This window comes from Peribacillus sp. NPDC058075 (assembly GCF_042885195.1).
Taxonomy (GTDB): domain Bacteria; phylum Bacillota; class Bacilli; order Bacillales; family DSM-1321; genus Peribacillus.
The window spans coordinates 1809667-1829632 of sequence record NZ_JBHVSL010000001.1 but is presented as its reverse complement, the minus strand read 5'-3'; the positions used below and the strand labels follow the sequence as shown (position 1 = coordinate 1829632).

Here is a 19966-nt window from a genome sequence, read left to right as displayed (position 1 = left end):
GTTACCCAGTTTTGGATAACAGTATCATATTTGAATTCATGTAGCTGCCAAAAGAAATTAGGGTTTTTTCATAATAGTTATTGATTAAACAATCAGGGAGGTAAAAAAATGAAAAAATTAGTAGAGGCAACCATGCAAAGAGCCATTCTTATGATTGTGTGTGTTGTCATCATTTTGTCTTGGGGCGGTATTTCCGCATACCAGATGCAACGCGATTATTTGCCTGGAATCAACAATACAACTCTTTCGGTAAGTATGAGAGTACCTGGTTATCAAGCAGCTCAGGTAAAACAGCAAGTGACCGATAATCTGGCAAGTGCCGTTAAAACAGTGGATGGTTTATCTAATGTGGAGACCACTTCTTATGACGGTGGATTATTTATGAGTTTGTATTTTCCTATGAATACAGACATGAAACAAGCAGAGGATCAAGTAAACAAAGCCTTGGGAAATGCAGATCTTCCACAAACACTAACAAGCACTCCTTCGGTAACCAGATTAACAACTAGTTCATTTCCGATTTTGACTTACAGTGTGTCAAGCTCACAATTAGATGAACAAACATTACGTTCCACTGCAACACAGGAAATTATTAAACAATTAAAATCTGTTCCTGGAGTAGCTGATGTATCCGCAATTGGGGGAGCAAAAGATGGATATGTATTAACTGTCCGCATGAAAGACCTAGTGAAAAACGGATTAACATTGGATGATGTGAATAAATCGTTTGCTTTAGCTGTTCCATCAATGCCACAGGGGAATATTGTAAACAACCAATTATCAATACCAGTTTCTTTTGATGGGTTACCATTAACTGAGCAGCAAATGGAAAACTCAACGATAAAGAATAAGGAAGGAAATGCCATTCCTATTTCAGCATTTGGTACCATTACGCATTCTTTAAATGACGTTAAAACCGTCTCCAGAACAAATGGAGCGCCAAGTGTTACTTTAAATGTAATCAAAACACCATCAGCAAATATCACTGATGTAGCTGATCAAGTCAAGGACCGTGTTTCACACCTTCACTTGGATACGGTAAATCCAAAAGACGTTTCGTTCCAAGTTTTACTTGACCGAGAAAAAGAATTAAACAGCTCTCTTTTCGGATTAGTTCGAGAAGGTTTACTTGGCTGCTTATTCTCTATGATATGTGTGTTCTTCTTTTTCCGAAATGTAAGATCCACCTTATTAATTGCTATTTCGCTTCCAATTTCATTGTTAGCGACCACGGCCTTCTTAAATTCAATGGGAATCACGTTAAATATTTTAACGGTTTCTGGTTTGATTGTAGCGATGGGGCGTATTGTCGATGATTCCATTGTAATCTTGGACAACATGTATCGAAAACGGGAAGAATCGAAAGATAAACCTCTACTTTCCATTCTTGCATCATCTGTAACTGAAATGATTCCTGCGATATTAGGTTCTACGTTAACAACGATTGCTGTATATATTCCAATCGCCTTTGTTGGCGGAGCCATCAGTGCATCATACAGTGGATTTGCGTGGTCAGTCGTAATTGCATTAATCATTTCATTCTTTGTTGCGATGCTTGTCATCCCTGCTCTTGCATTTATGGGATGGAAAGGTGGAAACGGGGAAAAACAAACTGTCAAACTCGATTCAAAAATGAAACCAATCTTGCAATCTGCTTTTAAACATAAAAAAGCAATGATTATTGGTTCTATCTTAGTTTTCTTAGCTGCTGGTATCTATTCTGCTTTTCTTCCAGTAAGCTTATTACCTAGCGGAAAAATTGGACAAATTGCCATTAAAGCAGAATTGCCAAAAGGAAGTACATTAATTCAAGTAGATTCTGAAGTGCAAAAAATTGAGAAAACATTAAAGACTAATCCGAAAGTCGATGCGTATTCATCCAATTTTGGTTCCACCATGACACCACAAAGTGATGATGTATTTGACCAGGGTGGAGGCTTTATCACCTATCCAAATGTTGCCAACCTTTCTGTCGTGTTGAAGAACGAAAAGGATGCTGATTCTGTCATAAAACAATTGCAAAAGCAGCTTCCGACATTAACTAAAGATGTTACCTATACAGTAACAAGCCAGAACATTTCTGGTGATGATTCACAAATGCGTATATTGTTTACTGGTTCAGATCAAACAACTTTAGATCAAGTAGCCCAAGAAGCAAGAACGAACTTAACAAAAATTGCGAACCTAAGTGTAGATGGGAAAGTTGATTTAACGAACGGTTCACCTAAGTACAAAGTTACTTTTGACCAAAAAGCAATTCAAAATAATGGTGTAAAAGTTGCGGACATTTTGACCGTTGTTAATCGTTACATGTCTTCATCTAAAGATGCAACCATTACGGTGGATCACAAAGCACTTCCTGTCGACCAATATTTAGATCAAATTGCATCAGGAGCAAATTCTACTATTACTATAAATGCTTCTGCGGATGATGTTTTATCATCTCTTGCTGCTGAAAAGGTAAATGGAAATAATGGTGAAATGGTCCGTTTTGACCAAATAGCTAAGATTACAAAAGATGAGTCTCCTTCAACTGTTAGTGAAAGAGATGGTCAGCCATTCTCCCTTGTGACAGCACAGATTACATCTAATGATATTAGTACAGTCTCAAGCGAAGCAGACAAAGCTCTAAGCAGCATGAAACTTCCTAAAGATGTAACGTACACATTGGGAGGAATCTCTGAACAAGTAAAACAAATGATTTTCGATATGTCTGTTGCGGTTGCATTTTCTATCCTTTTAGTATTGCTCATTACTTCTTCGATTTTCAAAGGATGGAGAGCACCCTTATCGGTACTTTTAAGCATTCCACTAGCATTGAGTGGTGTAGTAATCTCACTCATTTTATTCCGCGGAGAATGGAATTTAGCAGCATTAATTGGTATTCTGATGCTTACTGGTATTGTAGTAACAAACGGTATTGTTTTAATTGACAAAATTGAAAGAAATCGAAAAGAAGGAATGCCTGTTAAAGAGGCTGTTTTAAGTGGAAGTCTTTCAAGGATTAGACCGATTTTAATGACGGCAGCTGCAACAGTCCTTACGTTGTTACCACTTGCATTTTCTCATAATGCGGATACTGTTATTTCTCAAACACTTGGTATTGTGGTAATTGGAGGTATGGTAACTTCAACCATTAACAGCTTTATTATCATCCCAATTATTTATGAGTGGTTGCATAAAAAATCAGCTACAAAAAAAATGAGTACAATAAAAGAAAGCAGTATCAGCTAACTGGTGAATTTTGAGGGTTTTAATTTAAAGTGAACACAAAATAAACTAAACCATAATTAAACGATAGTGATTACAAAAAACACCGACATAAGGTCGGTGTTTTTGTTTTTCTCCACTATTGAGTTCTACCACTTCGAATCAACCATTGAGCTACATAACCCTTTTAAGCAGAGCTGTCACTACTTTTATAGGACGTTACGGTAAACTTACTGTCTATAAACTTTTGATTTATGTTTTTTAAACCTATCAGTGCATTTTTAACCTTGTTTTAATTTATTGGTTGTTGAACAAAGGCAAATGATATTTGCCCCATGTTATCTTCAATATCATTGTAAGCCTGCTGTGATTGTTTTTTAACTCATCTTCAATTGAGAACCAAGTGGTTCTAAAGGACTTGAATTGCCCGGAGTCTGCTTCCATTTCTCCCTTATCAACTGATTGAATAGTTTGAGTAATCATATTGTTTGCTCGCTGCTTATCATCCGATGCACTAGCAGTAAAACTGATAATTGGAAGGACGATAAAACCTATAAGTAAAATCAACAGAGTAGTAAATAGCTTACTCCTCATAATTTCCTCCTTACATAATATGAGAAAGAGTGGAGAAAATGACGGAACAATTACAGTTGATATTTCAGTTGAAACGGTGTGCTGCGGAAATTATGCTTTCAATCAGTAGTTATCTCTCGTATTCCTTCATTAATGTCAAAAAGTTTTCCTTCTATGCCCTGAAGGTAAATGCCCTCATCTAATTTTTTAATTTCCAAAAGATTTAACAAAAGCAACAGAATACCAAAGATATACAAGCTAAAAATATGCACCTTATTTTTATGCTCTTTATCTTTTTAAGCAAAATTCCTGTACTAAAGTGAATTATTTTACAAACTTTAATAATGCCGTATTTCGTTACTCTTTGGGAACGTGGATCATGTTCTAAAATAAGTTTTGAATCTTCTGTAAGGTCATATTTAGCTGAATTCCTATTCCTCGAACTAAAATAGTTTGATTTTCTAAATTATCTTGCTCCCATTCTAAATCCACAATTTCAGGTGGAAAAGAACGCCTCCTCCCCCTTCATCCCATTGTCTTACCGTTAATTCAAGACTATAAAGCAATTCTTTTAGAGCAGCAAAAACATTATAGTTAACCTAACTTAATAATTTTAAAAAAACCGCTCTCCGATCTTCTCTGCATAATTTGAGGCAAACATTTGCTCCCTAACTATTGCAATAAAGTGGATTTAAGGACTTTACGGAATGATTAGGTCATGAAAGTCCCGCTACCACTAGTATGTGTAGCTAATACCCCTTAATCTGTTTAGCATGACATGACCTCTTAACATTAAATGACTTTTCAATATCAGCAGGACTTACACTTTGTAAAAGTTTGGTCCTGCGTTTGTGCAATGCTTCAAGCAACGATAATTAAATATCAATTTGCAAGTTGCAATCAGAAAGTCCCCCCATTTCACTTAGTCAAAAGTTTTGATTACATGGCTTTCTTCTGTAAGAGCCAAATTAACACGAACATGGGCATTCATAAGATTACTATCCATATAGTGAAGCTACTACTACAAACAGTCCAGCCACCTGAACGACTAGCTGTTCATAAATTAAGTCTTAGAGTATCTCGTAATTGGGTTCAAAAAGTAAAAAATAAATTTTTCTTTGGTGTACATAATATAAGGAATAACCAATGATAGTAAAAGTGTTTTGAAAAGGGTGAACAAATGGAAAGAAATAGCGCGATTGACTTTATTAAATTTTTTGCAATATTATGTGTTGTAGTCATTCATGTATTCCCTAGGGATAGCCAGATTGGTCTATTTATTCTCGATAACGTCTCAAGGTTTGCGGTGCCATTCTTCTTTACTGCTTCTGGTTATTTATTCGGTAAAAAGATGATACATAAAAGGGATTCCTTTGATTATTTTAAAAGGTATATTATAAAAATCTTAAAACTGTATTTATGCTGGCTCTTCTTTTACATGATGTATGATGTTCTAATTCTTTATAAAGTTGCTAGCGATGTACCAAAGGAATTTGTGCAATACATTAATCATTTTTCATTTCTTGACCTTATATATTACGGAACTGGGACTAGCGGATACCAATTGTGGTTTTTAACCGCATTAATTTGGAGTGTTATCATTCTATTCGTTTTTTTAAAGTTAAAAAAAGTGAAGCTTCTTTTAAGCATCAGCCTAATTTTAAACCTTTTAGGTCTTTTCGGACAATCGTATTCGATGTTCTATGAATTTCCCCTAAGTACACGGGATGCTTTATTCATTGGTCTTTTTTATACAACTTTGGGCTTCTTCTTTGCGGATGATAAATTCTTTGAAAAGTCAAAATCAATAACAAACAAAACCTGCCTATTATTAATTTTTATCTTCTTTACTTTCCAAGTGGTAGAAGGATACTTATTAGATAAGATATTATCAGGAAGTCATGGGGAATATTTTATTTCTACTATCTTTTTAACAGCATATCTTTTTTTATTTGCATTAAATAATAAAACATGGGGGAAGGATTTGTTCATTACTAAAGTTGGAGGAAGAGCCCTAGGTATATACATTGTTCATGTAGTCTTCATCGATATTTTTGACTTGATTTTATCGGCAGTAAAAATGAATCATATATCCGACAATTTATTGTTAAAACTATTTGAGACACTCCTTATCATTACTATGTCGTACATTTCTTATGATCTGCTTCAATATTTCAAAAGGCGTTTAAGCAAAATGATAAAAACCTGTTAGTGGATAGTTACAGAGCATGAGACCATTTTCTGATATTTTATTAGTGGTGAATTGAAAATTGGAGATAAATAACCCCCTGAACGGGAGTTGTCCAATCGTTTTAAAGTGAGTCGAACATCAATCAGAGAGGCTCTTCGAGTATTGGAGATTTACGGAGTCATTGAGGTCAGACCAGGTGATGGGACATTTATCAGACCATCTTAAGTTCAGTCACTGATCGAACAGCTAACCAACTCAATCATCTAAGCTGAGGACTACATGGTCTATGAAATGCTGGAAGTCCGTCGAGTAATCGAAACGGAGTGTGGCTTTCTTGCTGCGCAGACAGACGGCATCGTTTCAAAGAACCAGGTCATTTCCAAGAAACGCTTCATGAACATAAAGAAATCTACTATTCCATCGCATTAAATGACGCGGAAAAAGCCAAGCGACTAATGAATGCCCATATTATTCGAATTAAAGAACAGATGGCTGCTGCTACACAAGAAAGCATTGGAGATGACGCCAAAATTGGTTTTTATCAAAATGAAAAAGACCATCATCGTAATGCTGAAGGTGATAAATAAGTTTCCGCTCGCAATATAACTAACGGGAACATGAAGGTATACCTGATCTTTTTAGGTGACCAATTAAATCCGCCATTAAAAAAGCGCCTTTCTCAGAGGGCGCTAAGCTGCTTTATTATAGTTTGAAAATTGATGTCCTATTTTAGTACATGTTGGTTTTATCCTTTTGACATAGTGAAGGAATCAACGTTACATTCTTTTAGAGCATGTTCAATCAATGAAAGCTGATCATTAATCATTGATAAGTAGGAAATATGATAGTCATTAATTTGTTCCTTTAACTCCATCAGCAGCGTTTTATTCCTAAGTACAAGGTAAATCTCTTCTGGATGTAGCATTTCACTTCTCCTTTTTTTATCAAGATATTACCTTTTACCCAAATTATTACAATATTAACTTATAAATGGATGTTTTGCACCATATTTAACTAGGGATATTTAGAGGGAGTTGGACAATACGGTTTTTATAACATACCATGCCACTTGTTCCATAAGGGGATCATAGTAACGGTTCCTCCTATTAGTAGATCCATTAGTTGAAGTAGCGCACCGTTAAGTATATAGAATATAGATTAAAAAAGGCTGTCGTATAATAGTCTTTAACGTCGAATATGCCCCCTTCTTCCTTTTTTGTGTTAGACTTAATCTATAAAACCATATTTTCTTGGGTTTAATTGACCTTTATTAGTCACACACGTATAAGGAAGGGAGTGTAATAAATGAAGAAAATTAGCGTTTTTTTGGATGACTATCGGAAAGCACCCGATGGCTATGTGTTAGTCGAGACTATTGACGAATGCATAGAACTATTGCAAAACTTTGATATTGAACATCTCTCTTTGGACCATGATTTATTAAATAAAACCAGGAATGGTTTTATGCTTGTTCAAAAGATGGTCAAAGAAAAACTATTTGCCAATCGCATTACGATTCACTCTGCCAATTCAGTTGGCGGTAAAGCAATGTACAACTGTTTAAAGCAAGCACAACAGAATTTAACTATGCCCCCTGCCATAATTGTATCCTTACGACCATTGCCCCTCAAATTCTTCCCGTCAAAGGTTCTGCAGCATTATATAGATATACGATAAACACTTCTCCATCTCAATTCCATTTCACCCATTCTTTTTTATTAAATCATTAGTTAAAATGGCTATTTTTCCCGTTTCATTAGACAGTAGGTATGATAACTAGTAGAAAGGGCAACTTTATTCTGAGTTGCCTTTTTGTATTTCTACTTTGGCTAACAATATATTCAGACACAGCAACTACGTTAGGAATAAGCAGTGGCTGGAAATAATGTTCGGGTGTCGATTGTTTCTCTTGGGACCTATCGCAACAGAATTAACCTAAATTATAACTGACACTTATTTGAAAGGACCGTTCGAAGAATTATTCGATGCTTTGCAAACCGTATTGCGGTAACGATTCTGTTTGCTTTAATTGGTGAAGTTCACAAGCCAGGCATCCGGACAAAGCTCCTCCATATCCCTGCAGATTTCAAGTATTGGTATGGTCCGAAGTCCTTTGAAGAGACCTCCAGGCCCATTTGTCTCCTGTCCAATTACATCATATTTTAATGGAATCCTTTCATCCTTAGCTCTTGCATCAAGTAATCCGACCCGGAATTGGGTCGTTACAAAATCTGCATCCTTCAATGCTTCGCGTCGGTTAAGCGTAAGGTGAATGTCAATTGCAGACCTGCCTTTTCAAACATTCTCCTAGCAAGGTTTCCGACGATCTCCAGTTTTTCATTACCTTTGTTTATGTCAACGAGCCAGATTTCACTTACAGGAAGTTCATCATACCATTTGATAAAACCTTCAATCAGTTCCGGTGTGTAGCTGGAACCGCCGCCTATTGTCACGATTGCTTTTTTTAGGAGTATATATTTTTGAGCTTCGTCCACTCCATGGCAGATTATTAGTTTTTTCGCCTAGTATTAATTACATCTGACATTACTTGTTTTTTACGATGGATAAAATCGTAATGGTGCTAATAATGCAAAGCGTGCCAAGCCACTCAGCAAAACCGAATGTTACATTCAGCCAGAAAACGGATAGTAAGGTTGCGGATAATGGTTCAACCGAAGCGAATAAACTTACCTCAGACGCCGAGATGAATTTGGTACTTTCCAAATAAAAATAAAAAGCAATGATCGTACCGAAAATGATGATGAATAAAACCGCTGAAAATGAAGGTAACGTCCAATTGCCTTCAAATGCCCATGGAGGATGGATGATGCTAAAGCATATGCCTCCAATCAACATGCCCCATCCCACAACAATCATCGCTCCCCATCTAGAAAGGAGTTGATAAGGCTGCAATGTATAAAATGCCAAGGCAAAGGCTGATGTTACTCCCCAAAATACTGCCCACCCGGAAATGGATAGTGTACGAATGCTTCCCCCCGTCACAAGCAAAAAGGTGCCTAAAATCGCTATGATCACAGCTACACTCACTGTAATGCTTGGAAAACGTTTGGAACGAATCGCTAAATAACAAGTGATCAGGGCAGGTGCCAAGTATTGAAGGACAGTGGCAGTGGCTGCGTTGCCATGTTCAATCGCTGCAAAATATGTGTATTGAACAGCGAGCATTCCAAGAATGGCAAAAAGGATAATTTGAAGCGCATCTTTTTTCGTTCTCCAAATCTCAAAAACTTTCAGTCTTTCATTTTTATAACCGACACCCAATAAGATGATTCCAGAAAGCAACAAGCGTACAACAGTGAGCCACTCAGGACTGAAGCCTTGCTGCTGAAACAGATATTGAGCTGCCGTCCCTGACACTCCCCATAATGCAGCGCCAGTCAGTACAAGTGCAATCCCTTTGTTTCTTAAAGTTGATATATCTACTAAAGTATCATTACTCATTATTTTCTTCCCCGCTTTTTACCCGTTCCGTATGGGCTTGAATTCTTAAATAACTTTCTTTCCAATTCTTTTCTATCACCTTAAGCACCATAGTGAGATTTTCATTCCTTAATGCCTGTATAATCTGATCATGCTCATCAGCGGAAAGATGAACATCATTTACCTGATTGAAATAAAACAGTTCGATTCGAACAAGTTTTTGTTTGAGTCCCGATAGAATCCGTTTCAATTCATCATTTGTAGAAAGATTGATGTAAATGGAATGAAAGTCATTATCTTTCTGAACGGCAACTATTTGATTTCCTTCGTCGATTGCTTTTTTCACTTCATGATTGATGGCTTCCATTTCTATTAAGTGTTTTTCTTCAATGAAATCAAAAGCCTGTTCCATTGCCAGCTTTTCCAGTGTCCAAACAATGGAGTATATGTCTAAAACCCCATCAAATCGTATAGGGGAAACAATAGTTGAACGGCTCGGCTTGGTCTCGACAAATCCCTCATCCTCAAGCCTTAATAGTGCTTCTCTTATTGGGGTTCTGCTTACTCCCAACTGCTCGGCTAATTCTTTATCGCGTAATTGCTGGCCTGGCGTTAGGATTCCCTGGACAATCCAATCCCGCAAGATCATGTATGCTTCTTCACGTACAGAAGTACGTTTTATTTTTTGAGATGAATTTGATTGCTTCAACGGCTATACCTCCTTAAAATACCGATATATAATATGCAATATATCACATATTGCATGCCGTAGAAATAGAGATTGTAAAATTTTAATCATTGGAAAAATGATGACGGTGAATCTCACCACTTTTGAAAATGGCTGCGAAACACTACTTGCAAGACAAGAACCAATTAGCGTAAAAAGGATTAAATGGAAAAGGTGTTTAATAACTCTATATTTTTCTAAACCAGGCTACTCCTTTAATTCAACAAGAATAACCACACTTCTGAATTCATCCTTTAGCTTACTCATGAAAATCCTGTCAGTGTTCTAAAATAAGTAATGCCATAAATATAAATATATTTGAAAGGAGTGAGATGAAATGGAAGCAAGTACTTTTTTAGGCCTGTTTTGGGGATGGATGACGGTTATCGTATCGAGAATACTGTTCACTCGTCCATCAGTACTACGTGAACTGAAAAGATTAGTGGTCGAGGACAGAGGATTTGGAATTATATATGGCTTACTATCAATTTTCCTAGGGTTAGGCACAGTTATCCTGCATAATGTATGGGCATTCAACTGGCAGGGATTCATCACATTCATTGCATGGCTTGCACTATTAAAGGGAATTTACGTAATTGCATATCCTGAACCATCCAAGAAAACCGACTTTGAAGTTACGGATACTATCTACGCGTATAGCACTTGCTATCGTTGGTGCTTTGGCTTTATGGATGCTTGTAGTAATCTATATGAAATAACGGCACCGAATTAAAAGGAATTATTCATTCATCTCCCCGCCATCCGAATTGCTCAGTAATCCAGGAAAATACCCGTCTAAGTTGTCGACTGGTCCTTGAACCATTTGAAGGACAACGGTGAGAAAATACTACCTATTGCAACCCGTCAAATGCTGAGAGTCGCTCGGAGGAATTAATTTTGTTTCATGGATATATCTGCATGTTTTTACTTGTGAATAATCGTTTTCAAGAATAGATAAAAAAATCATAGCAAATACCAAAGAAAAACGGAGTTAGTGGAACTTCACACCTGCAATTTAACCTTCTGATTGAATGACTAAATCTTAATGGGATCTTATCTCCAATTCCATTCAACTTTTGGTTATTTTCTAAAAAAATGTCTTGAAAATATCTTCGTGCTGACCGCACTCATTACATGAATATTCTATTTCCAATGCATCTTCAGTTACAGTATGTACTGTCTCTTTTTTACACGTTTCACAAAATCTCTTCTCGGATATTTCTTTCATGTATCATTCACACTCCGTTTAATGATCATTTTTTGTAGCCCTGTTACTATTATTTTGCGAATATCCAACAAAAAAATACCTTTTTCCTGAAGTACCTCAAAAAGAAGGTAAAGAACTCAGAGAAAAAGGTACTCAAATTGTTAATGTAGCCTTGGATTCCAATACATCAAAGCTGCATGAAACGGATATTCGTATTCGAAAACTCCTTCTTTTTCCACCACATATTTATTTAGGATCGTTTTTACTTCATCATAGGAATAATGATCATCAAGAATTTTTGTTGTATTATCTCGAATCACTTCTTCATAGGTGGAATAGATTTTTTTACTTTTCAATTTTACGATCTTACAGTCCGCCAGTATTCCAAGTTGGTACAAAACATTCAAGATGTGTATGTAATCCCGCTTTCTTAAATTGATCGTATATCCTCGTTGCTTCAATTCCATATAATGAGGTTTTTCTGGTCCGGTTGTCATACCTACTATCACTAACCGGGCTGCAGAATCATTCATTTTTAACAAGGTTTGACCGATTTCTGTCATACGGTAATAACAATTAAAACCAAATACTACATCATATCTGTCTCTTTTGGTATCACTTTCCCACTTATCATGAATCAATTCCATGTTTTCGAAACCTTTTTCATTCGCTTGGGATTTTTAAAAATTGATAATGCTTTTGGAACTATCTATACAAGTTAGCTTCCTGACTTCTTTTGCAATATCAAATGTATAATTGCCCCATCCAGGACCGATTTCCAATACGTGGTCTTCGCGATTTAATAATGGCAGTAACTCTCGCTGCACATGTTTTGCATAAGGATCCGCTTTATGTTGTTTTTTTCCTGCCACTTTGGAGGACCAAAAAGCTTCTTCTGCTGCATCATCTTTTAGTCGATTCGGCATTTTACCATAATGATCTACCATGGATTTCCTCCAAAGTTCAATATAATCAAAATTATCAGTCTTCATCTTTACTCTCCTCAAATTATATTATTTATGTATAATAATTTTTTCATAAACTATTCTTACCCCATAGTTGCAAAAGAAAAAGAGCTGCAAATCAGCTCCTGATAATGAACAAAGCCTTTTTATATTATAATCTCTCAACATATTAGCATTGGTCAAACTCAACTACTTGCATCATTTTGTCCAAAGACTCACTGCTTTAGGGCTTTCTATTTCTCAATTTTATAGGTACTCTTTTTAATAATACAATAAGATTATCAATAAAGTATGGTTAACACTATGTTCGAAAAGAGGAATGCTGATGTTTCATCGGCTTCTCCCCTTCTATATATCTTATAAAAGGTTTACACGTTTTTAAAATGCTGTTGGATATAAGAATTCACTTTATCAGGTACTTCGATTTGGATAAAATGCCCGGCATTTTGAATAATGTGAACCTGTGCATGCGGGAAACCTTCTTTCTGGAGCTTGTAGGCAAATTCAAAAGGTATATAAGGATCCATCTCTCCCCAAATTATTGTGACAGGTATTTTGATCTGATTTAGTTTTTGATTGTACGATTTTACCTTTTCTATATTTCCTGAACGGTATAGATCTAAGATTACTTTACAAGATTCGGGAGTTCTAAAGACACGAAAGAAGTCTTCCATAATTTCGTCACCTATGTTCGGAATCGTTTTCTTCAATTCAGTTTGAGCTTGGGGATCACCTGACATGCGCTTCATTATTTTCTCTCCGGCATTTGGTGTTCTCCAAATCTGAGCAAGTGAGTGCCACTTATAATCTACGGATATGGTTGTATTTGAAACAAAGAGACTTAGTATTCTCTCTGGATGATCACATGCCCATTTCAGTCCAATAAGGCCGCCCCAGTCATGTACAATAAGGTGGAATTTATTTAGTTTTAGTTCCCTTGTAAAATCCGATACAAACTGTTCATATCTTTCCCACGTTGAGGATTCATCAAACTGTTCACTTTGTCCGAATCCAGGGAGATCCGGTGCGATGGTTCTAAATCCACAAGACACAATGCATGGAATCATTTCTTTCCACAAAAGACTGGACTCAGGTACCCCGTGCAATAAAAGTACTGGGGGATCATTAACATTGCCTTTCTCGATATAGGATATCATCTTTCCATTTATTATCATTTTTTTCTTTTCCACTTTTATCAACCTCCTGAATAAAGTATTTTGAAACCTTATTAGCATAAAGACAGGTCATAGTTCCTGGCTAGAATGTGGATTTATTCGGAATAGACTATGGATAAAATAACGATATAGACAGTTTAAATGGAATTACTATCAAATCCCTCTCTCATTTCTATGTTAGTTTGTTATTCAATGCTTGTGTTTTTAGATTTTTATCTAAAGTTAAGTCAAAAATGGAATTATTAAAGAAGTGGATATGAACTCCTTCAATTCTTTGTCCGAAATTTATTCGCTTCCACCTCTCCCCCATATAACATCAAACACAAAAAAAGGTAAAGCTACAAAAAGGCCTCACCAATGATTAAAACCCTCATTACTCTAAAGGTATCAAAGTTATTTGATCAATCCACTTAAATTGTACTTCCGCTCTTTAATGCATGTTCTAATCTTTATGGGTGTATTTAAATCCGTAAATGATTCAATGTTTCTAATCCATTCTTTTCTAGGTTTTAGGTTTATTGTAATTTAGACATCTGTGGACTTTTGCTGAGTGAAGAAAAATATGAAGATGATAATGGGAATGGCTATTAGAAAGGCATTGTTTCTCGAACTTTTAATTGTAGGAATATCTGTTAATGACATTTTTACTCATTTCCTTTTAATGTAGTTAATAATTCTGGTGGTACGTTATAATGCTTCTTTACAATCGTATTGAAAAAATTATAATCTTCAATTGGCAATGCCGGAACAACTTCAGGATAACCAAATATAGGACCGGAAACATTAATTGAGAAATCACCAGACGAAATAAATGTTCCTGTCACATGTATAGCATCATTGATTAATAATATAGCTATGATGATGTCCAATATATCGATAAAAAGATTTCCCACTTGCGAGTGATCCGTCCCTTCTAAACGATGGCCCCCAAAAAGAGGCCCTCCTAATGAGAGACTAAATCTGCCTGGTCTTACAAAAACGCCAATGATTGTGATTTGTCCAGTTAATAATAGGATGGCTGTTGTAATTTCGAGATTACGCTGAAAGGAGTGAATTACTTTTTTTTCTGAATTAACTACACAGGATTCAATCAATATCACCACTCCCCATGTAGGCATTTTATTCATATAAACGGGCAAACGTCACTGATTTAATTGATTTTTATCTAAAAGTTCTAATACTGAATATATGGCTTTTTCAATTTCTTTATATCCGGTACATCGACAAATATTCGAAGAAAGCCATGTTTCAATTTTTTCAGGGCTTGGGTTCCTGTCATTAAGGAGTAAAGCCTGGCAAATCATTATAAATCCTGATGTACAATACCCACATTGAAAAGCAAAATGTTCCACGAATGCTCTCTGGATCGGGGTATTCTTGAGGCCTTCAATTGTAAGGATTTCTGAATCAACAGCTTCAATGGCTAACATTAAACAGGATTTCATTGGCTGGTTATTCATTATAACTGTACAAGCGCCGCAATCTCCATTTAAACATCCAGGTTTAGCTCCTGTAAGTCCAATTTTATCTCGGAGAACATCTAGCAATATATCTGATGCCAATATATCCCTCTCATACCGTTCTTTATTAATTTCTAATTGAATGGTAATTTTTCGATCCGCCGAATGACTATTCATGTTCCTCACCACCTATATATGACAAAATGTATGAAAGGGTATTTTCTAAAACAAATAATCTATATTCATTTGATCCTTCTATATCGTTTAAAACCTGAGCTGGTAAAAACTCAAAAGAGTTTAAAATTCGGTCTTTAATAGATAAACTCTTATCATTTAGTTTGTTTTCCATTTGAATTGACCGAAAAGGAAATGGACATACCCCGCTGAATGCAAATCGAATATATCCTTCTTTTTTTAATGAGGCAACTGTTAAAAGCGGATATCCCGTTTTCCATTGCTGCCTCTTCTTTACACTAATGTGTTTAGCTTTCAGGTATTCTTTTTCTGTTACAATTTGTACGAGAAATTCCCCATCGTCAAGTCGTAGCTCTTTATGGAAAACTTCATTAATAAATTCTTTCCTCGTTCCTTTTGGCCCTGCAATAATGACAGTACTATCTGATAATAAAAATGGAAGAACTGCCTCTCTATAAAAAATTTGACCACATATGTTTCCTCCAATAGTGATTTTATTTCTTGATGTATAATCAGCAACTTCTTTTGAAGTATCCGCTAATAGCGGAAATAGCCTATTTTCTTCGATTGCGCGTAAACTCAATGTTGAGCCAATGATCAGTTCTTGGTGTTGAAAACCGAATGCATTGCATTCGGGAATCCCTTTTAAATCAATAATCGCATCGGGGTATATAAAATTTAAACGTCCTAATGTTAAAACTTCAGTCCCCCCACCATAATACATAGGTTTTTTTTCTTGTAATTTTAATAGTTGATAAAGTTCAATCGCCTCTTTTATCGATCGAGGTTTATAATAATCAAAATTATAAGGTAACATTACGCTCTTCTCCCTCTTTTCCCCCTCCAAATGAGTTCAGGAAGTAATGGCAACTGGTTCAAAGGAATCCCAGCCGCCAAAGATAAACTGTTACCTAAGGCAGCTGGCATACCAAGAAGCCCATGTTCCCCAATGCCCCTTGCGCCATATGGGGCATCTAATTGTGGTGTTTCAACAAATTCACAGATATATTCAGGGTTTTCTCCATATCTTAGCGGTCTATAGGTTCTGAGTTGAGGGTTCAATACTCTGCCAAGCTGATCGAAATAGAATGTTTCACGCCCACCAAATGCTATGCCCATGCTCATTGCACCCATTATTTGTCCTTCTGCAGTTTTTTGATTCAGAACCTTTCCTGCATCAATGACAGATATTGCCCTTACAATCTTGTAAGTATATTCATTTATGTCATACTCTACTTCTACCCCTTGTGCGCCGACAGTCCATTCAGGACCTGGTCTGCCTGCACCTGTATCGGGATCTAAATTTGTTATATGTGGGATGGTATATTGCCCTCTACCGATGATTTGTCCTCCAATCGTGCTTCCGTCAGGATATGTATACCCATACACTAGCCGTTTGAAAGGAATTTCTATATTCGGTTCCCCTTTCATAAAGACCTTTTCCTGTCCAAGGACGATGTCTTCAATTGGAGCTCGTAATACACAAGAAGCAAGTTTCTTAATTTGTAAAAGAGCATCTTCCACGGCTTGAATCGCAGCCCTTCCTGCCATTAATGTTCCACGGCTTGCTACCGTTTTCCAATGTTCTGGTGTATTTTGTGTATTTACCTTCAACTGAACGTTTACACGATCAATGGGGACCTTTAATTTATCTGATGCAATCTGTGCTAATATCGTTTTCGTTCCTGTACCGATTTCTACTACTCCTGACATAAGGTTTACACTGCCATCAGGATTAAAGGTTAAAATCACACCAGATCCAGCGTTGGTATCGATCGTTGAAGTTTTCCATATACAAGCGATCCCTTTTGCCCTTATAATCTTGTCGTTTATTTTAACTAATTGGCCCTCTTCCCAATTCATTTTTTTCTTAAGCACCTGTATGCATTCAGGAAGATTACCCACCGTGCTCGAATTCAATTTAACTTGTGTTGGGGTGGAGTGTCCTGGGAGGATCGCATTCATTTCACGAAGTTCAAGTGGATCCATTCCAAGCTTTTTTGAAAGAGAATCCATAGTCCGTTCAAAAGCAAACAGAACTTCTGAATGGGCGAAACCTCGATAAGGCGAGGCATATGGATGATTTGTATACATGCAGAGAGAGTCACACCAAATATTTTCTATATTATAAGGTCCGGTGCAATCCACAGCACCAGCACGGCTTAGATCTGTAGCTTTGTCGGCATATGCTCCCCCGTCCCATAAATACGTCAGCTCTGCGACCTTTAGCAAACCAGATTGTGTACAACCTAATTTAATGGTAGCATCTAATCCAATGTGACAAGGTGATGTCAAAATATCCTCTTCACGACTATTTTCAACTTTTACTAGCCTGCCATTAACGGCCTTTGACGCGATATAAGCTAATAGTTCAAGTTGGACCGAGGCTTTACCACCGAATGCCCCTCCAACAAGTGGAGTGTTTACTATGACGTTTCCAATTTCAACATCAAAGTAATCACTTATCAAACGCTTGATCATGAAGGGAGCTTGAGAAGAAGAAGTGATAATAATCTTGCCATCTGATTGAATTTCCGCTAAAGAACATCTTGTTTCCATGGCTGCATGGTCGGAGGGGGAAAAAGAAAACTTTTCCTCAATAATGATTTCGCTCTCTTGCCAACCTGTTTTTCTGTCGCCTTTTCTGATTTTGGTACGATTTGCTATATTTGTGCCTGGCTCGGGAAATACCTCGGATATTTTTTTATAAGTATCTAAATCTGGGTGGAGTAGAGGGGAATTGGGATTTAAAGCTTCCATTGGTGAATTGACAACGGCTAAAGGTTCATAGATAACTTGAATATTGTCAGCTGCAATCTCTGCTTGTTTCATTGTATCAGCAATAACAAGTGCTACGACTTCACCATGATAGCGGACCTTATCTTGAGCTATGGGGTACCGATCCCTGATTTCTTCTCCTGTTAGTGGTAAATTCCCACCTGTTATGATTGCACGAACACCTGAAACTTTTTCAGCTTTGGTTAGATTGATACCTTTAATAAGGGCATGTGCATAAGGACTAATTACCTTTTTAACATGGAGAATTTTCACTTCTTCTCGGTCTCCTGTGTAAATCGCCTGCCCTGTCACCTTTTCCCAAGCATCTTTTCGAATTACCCCTTTTCCGATAATATCCATATAGTCTCCTCATTTTCATTATTATTCTTATTTAATTGTTATCTATTTTGTTTTTCCAAAAAAGATATTCTTCCATATTATCAATATCAACAAACCATTTTTCCACATAAAAAGGAACAAGTATCCCCTGTTCTCTCTTCGCCATTAGAATCTGTCTTGCGCCTCGGTCTCCTCGTAAAAGGTGAATGTCGGAAAAGAGATCTTTGTCAATAAGTATGGGAGGTCGTATACAACCATGAAAACTAGAGGCAACAAAGGAGTAATTAGGGTTTCGTTTGTATATTTCGATGAGTTTGTTTATCATATTTGTTGTTATAAAGGGCTGATCAGCAAGTAAAATTACTACGGCGTCCGAATGTATGTTGTTTGCTGATCGTATACCTGTTTGGAGTGAATGGGATTGACCTGCTTCAGGTTCTTTAATTTCGACCGTAATTATTTTTTCAAAACTAAAACCTGATAAATCCAAGTGGTTTAAATGATTCGAAACAATGATAAGATCGTTAAGTTCAGATAGAACCGCTTTTTCTAATCCCCATCTTCCCATTTCTTTATTTCCTAATGTCAATGCTAATTTATTTATACCCATTCGATTACTATTTCCAGCAGCCAGGTATACCCCAGTTATTTTCATTCGGGATGTCCCTTCATTCTTTTATACTGAATTAATTCGGCTATAATGCTAACTCCAATCTCGAAAGGGCCCTTAGCTCCAATTGATAAACCGATAGGTGAGTGTATATTATTAGGGATTTTCGTGTCAAATAAACTGGCTGTACGTTTTTTGGAACCTAAAATGCCTATATAGGATAATGGCTGATTCATTATTAGTGAAAGTATTTCTTTATCTCTCTGAAAGTTATGAGTCATGATGATAACATAATCATTTTTTTTAAAAGATAATTGTTCCATAATTTCAGATGGGAATCCTATAATAAGGCTAACTGCGTCGGGTATATTATTTTCGTTACAAAGCTCGGACCTCCAATCGCAAACAGTAACTGAAAACCCTATTGAGGTAGCCATAGTGACAACTGGATATACATCACATCCAGCTCCAAAAATGATTAAACGCGGTTTAGGGATAATCTTTTGCCTATAAATAAAGCTAACATCATTTTGTTTGGTTTCATTAGTATACTCATCCTCTGGCCGGAAAGAATACCCCAATAAGTTCCAATCATCATCTAATTCAATTTGATGGACGATCACCTTAGCTTCTTTAATGGAAGCCAATACATATGAAAGATTTTCTTTTAATTTATGGTCCACATACTCCAGTAATATATATAGAGTTCCGTTACAACCTGTTCCAATTCCCCATTCTGGATCTTCATCACTTTCCATGTGATATACAAAGGTCTCTGTATTTTTCCTTTCAAACACTCTGCAAGAATGAAGAATAAGATCTTCCTCGATACACCCAACACTAATAACGCCTGAAGATGTACCATCTTTTTTTATAAGCATGGAGGTACCTTCACGCAAGTATGCTGAACCTTCCACGTGAATGATGGTAGCCAATACACACTCCATGGATGTCGATTGAATTTCTTCAAGGATAGTGTACATTTGATTCACTTGTCATCCCCCTGGTCTTCTATGAGTTCATTCATTCTATTAATATCATTATGTTGTTTTATAAAAAAAATGTGTTTATATAGAAATAGAATTATTCTAGTGC

17 protein-coding genes and 3 pseudogenes are annotated in these 19966 nt (G+C 36.4%); 6 read left to right on the top strand and 14 right to left on the bottom strand.

The features are described from left to right. Window positions 1-108 precede the first annotated feature (108 nt). A complete protein-coding gene (locus ACFVS1_RS09060) occupies window positions 109-3234 on the top strand; it encodes an efflux RND transporter permease subunit (protein ID WP_387546561.1) in 3126 nt (1041 codons plus the stop codon). Window positions 3235-3507: 273 nt separating this feature from the next. Here the strand turns inward: ACFVS1_RS09060 and ACFVS1_RS09055 are convergent, their stop codons facing one another. Further along, entirely contained in the window at window positions 3508-3804 is a 297-nt protein-coding gene (locus ACFVS1_RS09055) for a hypothetical protein (RefSeq protein ID WP_387546558.1), read from the bottom strand. 1159 nt (window positions 3805-4963) lie between these two features. On the opposite strand from ACFVS1_RS09055, the gene ACFVS1_RS09050 reads away from it, so the two are divergent. The 3 genes and pseudogenes from ACFVS1_RS09050 to ACFVS1_RS09040 all read left to right on the top strand — a co-directional run bounded on the left by ACFVS1_RS09050 (window position 4964) and on the right by ACFVS1_RS09040 (window position 6561). Next, on the top strand, window positions 4964-5995 hold the full coding sequence (locus ACFVS1_RS09050) for an acyltransferase family protein (RefSeq protein ID WP_387546555.1): 1032 nt from the start codon (window positions 4964-4966) through the stop codon (window positions 5993-5995). Window positions 5996-6067: 72 nt separating this feature from the next. After that, window positions 6068-6190, top strand: a pseudogene (locus ACFVS1_RS09045) (FadR/GntR family transcriptional regulator); the annotation flags it as partial. Window positions 6191-6297: 107 nt separating this feature from the next. Continuing rightward, complete coding sequence (locus tag ACFVS1_RS09040) at window positions 6298-6561, top strand: FCD domain-containing protein (RefSeq protein ID WP_387546552.1); 264 nt, start codon at window positions 6298-6300, stop codon at window positions 6559-6561. Between the two features lie 158 nt (window positions 6562-6719). Here ACFVS1_RS09040 and ACFVS1_RS09035 read toward each other — a convergent pair whose 3' ends face one another. Next, on the bottom strand, window positions 6720-6899 hold the full coding sequence (locus ACFVS1_RS09035) for a hypothetical protein (RefSeq protein WP_387546549.1): 180 nt from the start codon (window positions 6897-6899) through the stop codon (window positions 6720-6722). 380 nt (window positions 6900-7279) lie between these two features. Here ACFVS1_RS09035 and ACFVS1_RS09030 point away from each other — a divergent pair, with 380 nt between their 5' ends. Beyond that, the gene (locus ACFVS1_RS09030) at window positions 7280-7651 is read left to right on the top strand and encodes a cyclic-phosphate processing receiver domain-containing protein (RefSeq protein ID WP_387546546.1); all 372 of its coding nucleotides are present in this window, start codon (window positions 7280-7282) and stop codon (window positions 7649-7651) included. Window positions 7652-8002: 351 nt separating this feature from the next. Here ACFVS1_RS09030 and ACFVS1_RS09025 read toward each other — a convergent pair. The 3 genes and pseudogenes from ACFVS1_RS09025 to ACFVS1_RS09015 form a co-directional block, all read right to left on the bottom strand. After that, window positions 8003-8448 (bottom strand): annotated as a pseudogene (locus tag ACFVS1_RS09025) (family 4 glycosyl hydrolase); the annotation flags it as partial. A gap of 70 nt (window positions 8449-8518) precedes the next feature. Then, a complete protein-coding gene (locus ACFVS1_RS09020) occupies window positions 8519-9436 on the bottom strand; it encodes a DMT family transporter (RefSeq protein WP_387546543.1) in 918 nt (305 codons plus the stop codon). Beyond that, a complete protein-coding gene (locus tag ACFVS1_RS09015) occupies window positions 9429-10124 on the bottom strand; it encodes a GntR family transcriptional regulator (RefSeq protein WP_387546540.1) in 696 nt (231 codons plus the stop codon). Before ACFVS1_RS09015 ends, ACFVS1_RS09020 begins: the two co-directional genes overlap by 8 nt. A 355-nt stretch (window positions 10125-10479) precedes the next feature. Here ACFVS1_RS09015 and ACFVS1_RS09010 point away from each other — a divergent pair. Then, a pseudogene (locus tag ACFVS1_RS09010) lies at window positions 10480-10861 on the top strand (hypothetical protein). 649 nt (window positions 10862-11510) lie between these two features. Here ACFVS1_RS09010 and ACFVS1_RS09005 read toward each other — a convergent pair. The 9 genes from ACFVS1_RS09005 to ACFVS1_RS08965 all read right to left on the bottom strand — a co-directional run bounded on the left by ACFVS1_RS09005 (window position 11511) and on the right by ACFVS1_RS08965 (window position 19854). Further along, window positions 11511-11996, bottom strand: coding sequence for a hypothetical protein (locus ACFVS1_RS09005; RefSeq protein ID WP_387546537.1), 486 nt, complete (start codon window positions 11994-11996; stop codon window positions 11511-11513). A 33-nt stretch (window positions 11997-12029) separates the two neighbouring features. Next, on the bottom strand, window positions 12030-12341 hold the full coding sequence (locus ACFVS1_RS09000) for a hypothetical protein (protein ID WP_387546534.1): 312 nt from the start codon (window positions 12339-12341) through the stop codon (window positions 12030-12032). Window positions 12342-12682: 341 nt separating this feature from the next. Then, window positions 12683-13504 (bottom strand): alpha/beta fold hydrolase, encoded by an 822-nt coding sequence (locus ACFVS1_RS08995; RefSeq protein WP_387546531.1) that lies wholly within the window; start codon window positions 13502-13504, stop codon window positions 12683-12685. Window positions 13505-14133: 629 nt separating this feature from the next. Continuing rightward, window positions 14134-14589, bottom strand: a complete 456-nt coding sequence (locus ACFVS1_RS08990; RefSeq protein WP_342615749.1) for a hypothetical protein — start codon at window positions 14587-14589, stop codon at window positions 14134-14136. 42 nt (window positions 14590-14631) lie between these two features. After that, window positions 14632-15126, bottom strand: a complete 495-nt coding sequence (locus ACFVS1_RS08985) for a (2Fe-2S)-binding protein (protein WP_387546528.1) — start codon at window positions 15124-15126, stop codon at window positions 14632-14634. Continuing rightward, the gene (locus tag ACFVS1_RS08980; protein WP_387546526.1) at window positions 15119-15961 is read right to left on the bottom strand and encodes an FAD binding domain-containing protein; all 843 of its coding nucleotides are present in this window, start codon (window positions 15959-15961) and stop codon (window positions 15119-15121) included. The genes ACFVS1_RS08985 and ACFVS1_RS08980 overlap by 8 nt, the downstream gene beginning before the upstream one ends. Beyond that, entirely contained in the window at window positions 15961-18282 is a 2322-nt protein-coding gene (locus ACFVS1_RS08975) for a xanthine dehydrogenase family protein molybdopterin-binding subunit (RefSeq protein ID WP_387546523.1), read from the bottom strand. The genes ACFVS1_RS08980 and ACFVS1_RS08975 overlap by 1 nt, the downstream gene beginning before the upstream one ends. A 31-nt stretch (window positions 18283-18313) precedes the next feature. After that, on the bottom strand, window positions 18314-18916 hold the full coding sequence (locus tag ACFVS1_RS08970; protein ID WP_387546520.1) for a nucleotidyltransferase family protein: 603 nt from the start codon (window positions 18914-18916) through the stop codon (window positions 18314-18316). Next, window positions 18913-19854, bottom strand: coding sequence for an XdhC family protein (locus ACFVS1_RS08965; protein ID WP_387549263.1), 942 nt, complete (start codon window positions 19852-19854; stop codon window positions 18913-18915). The genes ACFVS1_RS08970 and ACFVS1_RS08965 overlap by 4 nt, the downstream gene beginning before the upstream one ends. Between the last annotated feature and the right edge of the window lie 112 nt (window positions 19855-19966).